The sequence below is a fragment of the Paenibacillus sp. 01L418 genome (assembly GCF_056400045.1).
Genome location: NZ_JBFTSN010000308.1, coordinates 1 through 7900 on the forward strand (window position 1 = coordinate 1; position 7900 = coordinate 7900).

General features: G+C 45.7%; 6 protein-coding genes and 1 pseudogene. All 7 read left to right on the forward strand.

Annotated features, from left to right (window positions below):
- Nucleotides 1-1946 (forward strand): serine hydrolase domain-containing protein (locus tag AC1DSE_RS25785; protein ID WP_477528398.1); only part of this gene is annotated, 1946 nt, incomplete at its 5' end.
- Between the two features lie 264 nt (nucleotides 1947-2210).
- Nucleotides 2211-2873 (forward strand): TetR/AcrR family transcriptional regulator, encoded by a 663-nt coding sequence (locus AC1DSE_RS25790; RefSeq protein WP_477510473.1) that lies wholly within the window; start codon nucleotides 2211-2213, stop codon nucleotides 2871-2873.
- Complete coding sequence (locus tag AC1DSE_RS25795; RefSeq protein ID WP_477528399.1) at nucleotides 2830-4137, forward strand: MFS transporter; 1308 nt, start codon at nucleotides 2830-2832, stop codon at nucleotides 4135-4137. Before AC1DSE_RS25790 ends, AC1DSE_RS25795 begins: the two co-directional genes overlap by 44 nt.
- Nucleotides 4138-4154: 17 nt before the next feature.
- Nucleotides 4155-6494, forward strand: a complete 2340-nt coding sequence (locus AC1DSE_RS25800) for an ABC transporter permease (protein WP_477528400.1) — start codon at nucleotides 4155-4157, stop codon at nucleotides 6492-6494.
- Nucleotides 6495-6505: 11 nt separating this feature from the next.
- The gene (locus AC1DSE_RS25805) at nucleotides 6506-7273 is read left to right on the forward strand and encodes an ABC transporter ATP-binding protein (RefSeq protein ID WP_441884129.1); all 768 of its coding nucleotides are present in this window, start codon (nucleotides 6506-6508) and stop codon (nucleotides 7271-7273) included.
- 15 nt (nucleotides 7274-7288) lie between these two features.
- Nucleotides 7289-7456, forward strand: a pseudogene (locus AC1DSE_RS25810) (M48 metallopeptidase family protein); the annotation flags it as partial.
- On the forward strand, nucleotides 7434-7784 hold the full coding sequence (locus AC1DSE_RS25815) for a hypothetical protein (protein ID WP_477510476.1): 351 nt from the start codon (nucleotides 7434-7436) through the stop codon (nucleotides 7782-7784). The pseudogene AC1DSE_RS25810 and the gene AC1DSE_RS25815, both read left to right, overlap by 23 nt.
- The last annotated feature ends 116 nt before the right edge of the window (nucleotides 7785-7900 follow it).

The window sequence follows — 7900 nt, forward strand, 5'->3', positions numbered from 1 at the left end:
CGCTAGAGAAGATTGCTTCTGAGAAAGCGGCACTTCTAACTGAACAATATGGAATACCTAGCGTGCAGTATGCCTTGATCGATAATGGAGTGATCAAAGTATCGGGACAATCAGGAGTTAACGACATAGAAGGAAAAATCCCTTTAACGAAGGAAACCATCTATGGTATTGGCTCTACGAGCAAAATGTTTACCGCGTCAGCAGTCATGAAATTAGTGGATGAAGGTAAGATCAATCTCGATACCCCCGTCGTACACTATATTACGGATTTTAAGATGGAAGATGAACGTTATAAAAAGATTACTCCGCGCATGTTGTTGAATCACTCATCTGGTTTGCAGGGTTCGAGTTTAAACAGTGCATTTTTATTTAATGATCCAGATACGTACGTACACGATTCGCTGCTAAAGAACTTGTCTACACAGAAATTAAAGGCAGAACCGGGAGCTTTTTCAGTGTATTGTAATGATGGATTCACGCTCGCAGAAATTCTTGTAGAAAGAGTCAGCAAAATGACTTTTACCGCATTCATTCATGACAATTTTGCTGTGCCTTTGGGTATGAGCCATACCATGACGCCACAAGACATGGTAGAGACGAGCAAATTTGCCGGCCTTTACTCTCCAGCCTATGAGGGCCAGCTTCCAACGGAGACGACCAATGCGATTGGTACAGGCGGAGTCTACTCTACTGCGGAGGATTTGGTTCGATTCTCGCAAATCTTTACTGGGAAGAGAGCGGACGTACTCTCCATCAAATCAGCACAGGCCATGGAGCAAGAAGAGTATAGGAAGGGATTATGGCCCGAAGAAGCGGATAACTCGATGGACTACGGACTTGGTTGGGATAGCGTACGCTTATTCCCTTTCAATGATTATGGTATAAAAGCCCTCGTCAAAGGAGGAGACACACAGATGTATCATTCCTCCTTCATCGTGCTTCCCGAGCAGAACATGGCTGCAGCAGTCATTACCTCAGGCGGTAGCTCCTCAATAAATCAGCTGCTAGCGAGTGAATTGCTCCTTCAGGCGATGAAAGAGAAGGGCGCAATTAAAGAGATCAAGCCAGATAAATCATTTGGCAAGCCGGTTAAGGCTGACATGCCAAAAGATCTTGTGAAGTACGCAGGTTATTACAGTACTCAAGGCGATCAGTGGAATATAGCTATAAAAGACGGGGAACTGTCGTTGTCAGGAATGGTTGCTCCAGATCAGAAATTTATATACACCAAGGATGGAACTTTTGTCGACGAAGATGGAAGCACAAAGGTTAGTTTTGTAAAAGAAAGCAACGGACGGACTTATTTGTGGATGAGCCAGTATGTTTCAGTACCTGAATTAGGCCAGCTTGCATTTTCTGAATACAAAGCGGAGAAATTGGAAGGTGCAGTGCTGGATAAAGAAACGGCAGATGCGTGGGCAAAAAGAGAAGGCAAATCCTACTATCCAGTCAACGAGAAATTCAGTTCCATCGCCAATATGAACATTATTAGGCCAACAATAAAGACAAGCCAAGGTTATTTCAATGATATAAAAATAACAGGTGCCAATACGGCTGAGAGCCAGCATCAGATTCCTGGAACAGCAGGCCGAGATACACTGAGTATTCTTTTTTATGCTAAAGAGGGCGTAGAGTACCTTAATGCGGCTGCAACCGTGTATATGAGCGAGGATGGAGTGAAGCCGCTGTATAAAGGCAAATCGTCGATAACTACAATTCAAGCTGACGGTTATGCTAGATGGTTCAGCGTTCCCGAAACAGCTGCTGGCAAGAAAATGGTAGTCAAGATGCCAGCTAAAGGTAGTTTTATGGTATACGATGAAGCAGGAGCACTGGTGAATAATACGGTCATTAGCGGTAAAAATGAAGTTGTATTGCCTGCGAACGGATATATCGTATTTGCTGGAAATGCGGGATCTGCTTTCGGTATTACGCTAGTGAAATAGAGAGTTGATACGTATAAACTAGACTCATATACAGATTTGGCCAGCTATTATAGCTGTTTTTTGAACAGCCTTCAACGGCTTCCAAATGATTGCAGGTACCATCACCAATAGGGCGCAGGGAGCAGAGCTCTTATGCGTCTTTTTTTTGCGTATTGTTCATTCGGCTGTGTTACCCCGCGTCATTCTCCATATTTACAAAATAAGGATCATATATTATAATCCTCTTTATAGACTGACGGTCGGTCTATAGAACGGAGGGTCTTCATGAGAACGCTCAAAGAGCCGGAAGAACGGAAAAATGAAATATTGGATACAGCGGAAGCTTTATTCCATACCAAGGGTTACGACAAGACGACGATCAACGATATTTTGAAAGAAATCGGAATTGCAAAAGGAACCTTCTACTATTACTTCAAATCGAAAGAAGAAGTGATGGATGCAATCGTCATCAGGATTGTGGATAGCGGGGTATTGGCAGCCAAAGAAATCTCCGCAAATGCTAGTCTTACCGTCCACGAGAAGTTTCTGTACATCATGCTCGCGCAAAAGCCGGCCTCAAACAGCTCAAAAAGCCAGCTTATTGAAACGTTGCATGACGTCAATAACGCCCAAATGCATCAAAAAAGCTTGTCAGAGACGGTGTGCAAGCTGACTCCTATTTTGCAGGAGGTTACAGAGCAAGGAATAAGAGAAAAGCTGTTTGCCACGCCATATCCGAAGGAAGCAATAGAGTTACTGCTTGTGTCAGCTGTAACCCTATTTGATGAGGGCATATTCAACTGGCAGCCGCAGGAGATATCTCAAAAAATTCAAGGCTTCATTTATGCCATGGAAACGCTGCTTGGAGCAGAGAAAGGCAGCTTCGCTTACGTGGCAAGGCTGTTTGAGCAAGCAGACCCGGCAGACGGTAAGACGAATGGCGAATAATGCTTTTAGAAAATTTATCATTCTATGGTTCGGGGAACTGGTTTCCAGTATCGGCAGCGGCTTAACCGCGTTCGGCTTAGGGGTTTACGTCTTCCAGACGACCCACTCCGCCACGGCAGTGTCACTCGTGACGCTGTGCACCTTTTTGCCGATGATCCTGTTAAGTCCAGTTGGCGGTGTATTGGCGGACCGATTTGATCGACGGCTGATGATGCTGCTCGGTGATGGCGGCTCGGCGCTTGGGCTTATTTACATTCTAATCGTCATGTTCTCAGGCGAGGCACAGCTTTGGCAGCTCTGTGTGGGGGTGACGATCAGCTCTATATTCGCATCGTTGACCGACCCGGCTTATAAAGCGACGATTACCGATTTGCTGCCTGAAGAACAGTTTGCGAAAGCGAGTGGGCTGGTGCAGCTTGCCGGTTCCTCCAAATATTTATTTTCCCCTGTCATTGCGGGCATGCTGCTTGCTGTGGTGGATATCGAGGTACTTCTGATTATAGATATAAGCACAGTATTCATCACGATCATTACGATTTCCGCCGTTCGCCGATGCTTGGTTGCTAAGCCAGTCAGTAAGAAGAAGTTCAGCTTAGCAAAGGATTTGAAAGAGGGATGGCGTATCCTTGTCTCTCGAAAAGGGGTTTTTACTCTCACGCTGCTAATGACTGTGGTCACCTTTTATATGGGCATTCTGCAAACCTTATTTACGCCCATGGTGCTTCCGCTATCTAATGCCAAGACATTAGGGATCGTCCAATCGGTCAGTGCGACAGGGCTGCTGCTTGGCAGCTTGTTTATTGGTATCTTCAGCGTTAATCAACAGTATGCACGAGTGCTTTCCGCTGGACTTTTTGTCGCTGGCATTTTCTTCTCGCTTATTGGAGTATCAACGAATATTTACGTAATCGCAGCCGCAGGCTTTCTGTTTTTTGCGACCTTGCCTTTCGTTAATACAAGCGCAGATGTATTGATTCGAACGAACATACCAAACGAAGCACAAGGCAGGGCTTGGGGAATGATCGGAGTGGTTTCCCAATTCGGCTATATTGCTGCGTATGCATCGGCAGGTCTTTTATCCGACTATATATTTAATCCTCTGATGGTTGAAGGTGGGGGGCTAGCTTCCTCGGTTGGAAAATGGATCGGCAGCGGCCAAGGGCGCGGTATCGGCTTGTTATTTATTATTTCTGGCATTTTGGTCATCGTTTTAGCACTTATTATGGCAAGGATGAAGTCGATTCGGGCGCTGGAGACAAAGTAAGGAAAGGAGGGACTAACATGCTAGCGAAAATAATAAAAAAAGATTTTAAACGAAATAAGGCGATTACGATTATCTTGTTCGTGTTCATTATGCTGTCTGTGCTGCTTGCTTCCAGCGGGACGACGATGATAACGCAGCTATTTCGCTCCATCAACCATTTATTTACTGTATCTAGTGCGCCGCACTACGTGCAGATGCACGCCGGACCCGTGGACAGAGCTGCCATTCAGAGCTTTGCGGCAAAGAACTCCCTTATCAAGAGTGAGCAAATCTCTGAAATGCTGGTGATCGACAATGCTAATCTCTTCTTTGGCGACAATCAGGAAGCGGATAGCAGCAGCGTAATGGATAACGGCTTTGTCGTGCAGAACAAGAGCTTTGATTATTTACTTACGCTGGAAAATAAGCGGATTGAGGTTTTGGACGGGGAGATTGCGGTTCCTATTTATTATAGGCAGCAGCATCACTTAAACCTGGGCGATCCGATTCGAATTTCGGTTGGATCACAGAATATGACGTTCACCATTACAGATTTTGTGCGTGATGTTCAAATGAATCCTTCGATTATCAGCTCCAAGCGTTTCGTCGTAAGCGAAGCGGATCATGAAGCCTTGAAGAGTATGACCGGTGAAACGGAGTATATGATTGCATTTCAGCTTAAGGATCTAAGCAAGCTTAATGAATTCAAGACAGCATACCAGTCAGCCGGACTACCGGCTAAAGGCCCTGCCATTGACTATTCCTYGTTCCAGATGCTTCATGCATTAACGGACGGGGTAGTCGCTGTCATCATCTTTCTGGTCAGCAGCTTATTAGTTCTTATTGCGGTGCTGTGTCTGCGGTTCACCATACTGACCACGCTGGAAGAGGATTATAAAGAGATTGGCGTCATGAAAGCCTTCGGCATCCGTCAACAGCATATTCGAAACATCTATCTGACCAAATATATTGTTCTGGCGGGGGCCGCTAGTCTTTTCGGATATGTGCTTTCCCTTTGTATTCGTCCGCTATTCCTATCCAATATGGCGTTGTATATCGGGATTGCTCCGCAAAGCATACTGCAAAGCTTGATTCCTATTTTGGTAGCTGGATTGGTGTTTGCTTTCGTTCTGCTCTTCTGCACCCTTGTGCTGAGGCGATTTCATAAAATCTCGGCCGTTGAAGCGCTGCGAGCCGGTGCGATGGGCGAGCTTAAGGTGAATACGAAGCGGTTGCCGCTTTATAAAAGCAGAATTCCTAGTGTTAACGTATTTTTGGCGCTGAAAGATGTCGTCGGACGGTTTAAAATGTATTTTTTATTGTTTATTATTTTTGTCATTTGCTTCTTCATCATCATTGTTCCGGTCAATTTCCTGCATACGATGCAGTCACCTAGCTTTGTTGCGTATATGGGGGTCGGACAAAGCGATATGCGAATGGATTTGCAGCAATCCGATCACATGCAGGATAAATTTGACGAAGTTCAGCATTACCTTGCTCAAGATACGGATATAGTGAAATTTTCTCCGCTCGTGACGAGTAAATACAGCGTCGTAGGAAGTGAAGGAGCATTAGAGAGCATACAGGTTGAAACGGGGGATTTCTCCATTTTCCCTTTGAAATACAGCAGCGGCAACGCTCCTATCAACAAAAACGATATGGCTCTCTCCAGTCTGAACGCTGACGCTCTGTCGAAAAAAGTGGGAGACGCGCTGATATTAGTCATTAACGGTAAGCAGCATGAGATGACCGTTAGCGGCATTTATCAGGACGTGACCAATGGCGGCAAAACAGCCAAAGCGCTGCTGCCCTATCAACCGGAGGATGTACTCTGGTATACCTTTAATGCGGACATTAGACATGGCAGCGATATAGGGGCCAAAATAACCGAATATACGGGTCTTTTTCCAGGGGTGAAAGTGACGCATCTCCAAGATTATATGCATCAGACACTCGGCTCGACGATTAAGCAGATCAAGATGGTTACGGTACTTGCCGTTATCATTGCTGTGTTTATCTCCATTCTGATTACTTCGCTTTTCTTAAAGCTGCTGACCGCAAAAGATTATTCCGGCATCGCCATTATGAGAAGCCTTGGTATTGCCGCCGCACATATTCGAAAGCAGTAMGTGATACGGATACTGGTTGTGCTTGCAGGCGGTATTCTCATGGGTACGCTTATGGCCCATACGTTTGGGCAAAGTCTGGTAGGTTTGCTGATGTCTTCGATGGGAGCCTCCAATATCCAGTTTGTGACGAACCCATGGGTATCTTATTTCTTGTATCCATTAGCTCTTGGTTTAGTTGTCACCATTGCAACGCTGGTAGGCACGCTATCGATGAAAAAATACAGCATGACGAGAATGATAACCGAATGAGGGGATAAAGCATGAACCACATATTGGAGATTACAGACCTGAATAAAACCTATTCAATAAGCAAAGGGCAAGAACAAGCCGTACTGAAAAATATTAATCTGCAGATACACGAGGGCGAGTTCGTTGCCGTCATGGGGGCGTCAGGCTCGGGAAAGTCGACCTTGCTCTACACAATTAGCGGCATGGATCGGATGACTTCCGGACAAGTCTTGTTTGATGGGCAAAATATTTCCTCCCTTTCGGAGAAGGAATTGGATCAGCTGCGCCAGAACAAAATGGGATTTATTTTTCAGCAGATCCATCTCCTCAAAAATCTCAGCATGCTCGATAATATCATTCTGTCCGAATATTTTGCAGCCAAAGAGAGCCGGGACTCCATTCGCCTGCGAGCGGAGGAGTTGATGAAGAAAACAGGAATCTCTGCGCTCGCAGACCGCGATATAACGCAGGCTTCCGGCGGACAGCTCCAACGGGTGAGCATTTGCCGGGCGCTCATGAACCAGCCGAAGATTATTCTCGGAGATGAGCCGACGGGAGCACTAAACTCGAAAGCGACATCTGACATCATGGAGCTGCTTGGCAGCATCAACCAATCCGGAACTACCATACTGCTGGTCACGCACGACGTCAAGGTCGCTGCCAAAACCGAGCGCGTCCTGTTGATGGAGGATGGAGAGATTGTTGGCGAGCAGTATTTAGGGAAATATCGTTTTGATAGCGACGATGTTAAGGGGCGGGAGGAAAAGCTTTCTGCTTGGCTGTTAAAGATGGGGATTTAATGGTGGGAGTCTGGTGCGATGGCTCCTAATGAGGTGATCGACTATATAATCATCCTTGAGCTTTGCCATCTTACCCCTATGAATCATGACCGTTCTTTTTGGCGACGCGTAGGAAGCATCATTCCGGATTACAAAGAAAATGAGGAGTATCTAGCAAGGCATGGACAGGCGAGGACCTTGTAGAAGCCAGCTGCGCGGAAAGGTTGGACGATCAGGCTGGAAACTGGTATACTTGCCGGGATTGCTCCTATTAAAGCGATTTCAATTGCTAGTTTTAGCGGGAGCTGATCTACTATGGGCGTCGTCAGGAGTGGTACTAAAGATGAAGAAATATAATTTTATTCGTCCGTTAATGCTGATTGTCATAGCACTGCTTGTAAAAAGCCTTATTACGAATCTTTGTATGGTATTTGGGATGGAACAGGGACCGGCAGAAAATGTTGGTTTCATTAGCATGCTTGTCGCAGCATTCATCATTTATTCGAGAATGGCCCAGAAGCGCCGCAAATAACTATAAGGCCCGAAAGGAGCAGCCATGGACGGCAATAAAATCACATTTGAGACAATCGATCAGTATATCGCCCATTACTCTCCTGAGATTCAGGACATTTTGGAGAAGATAAGAGG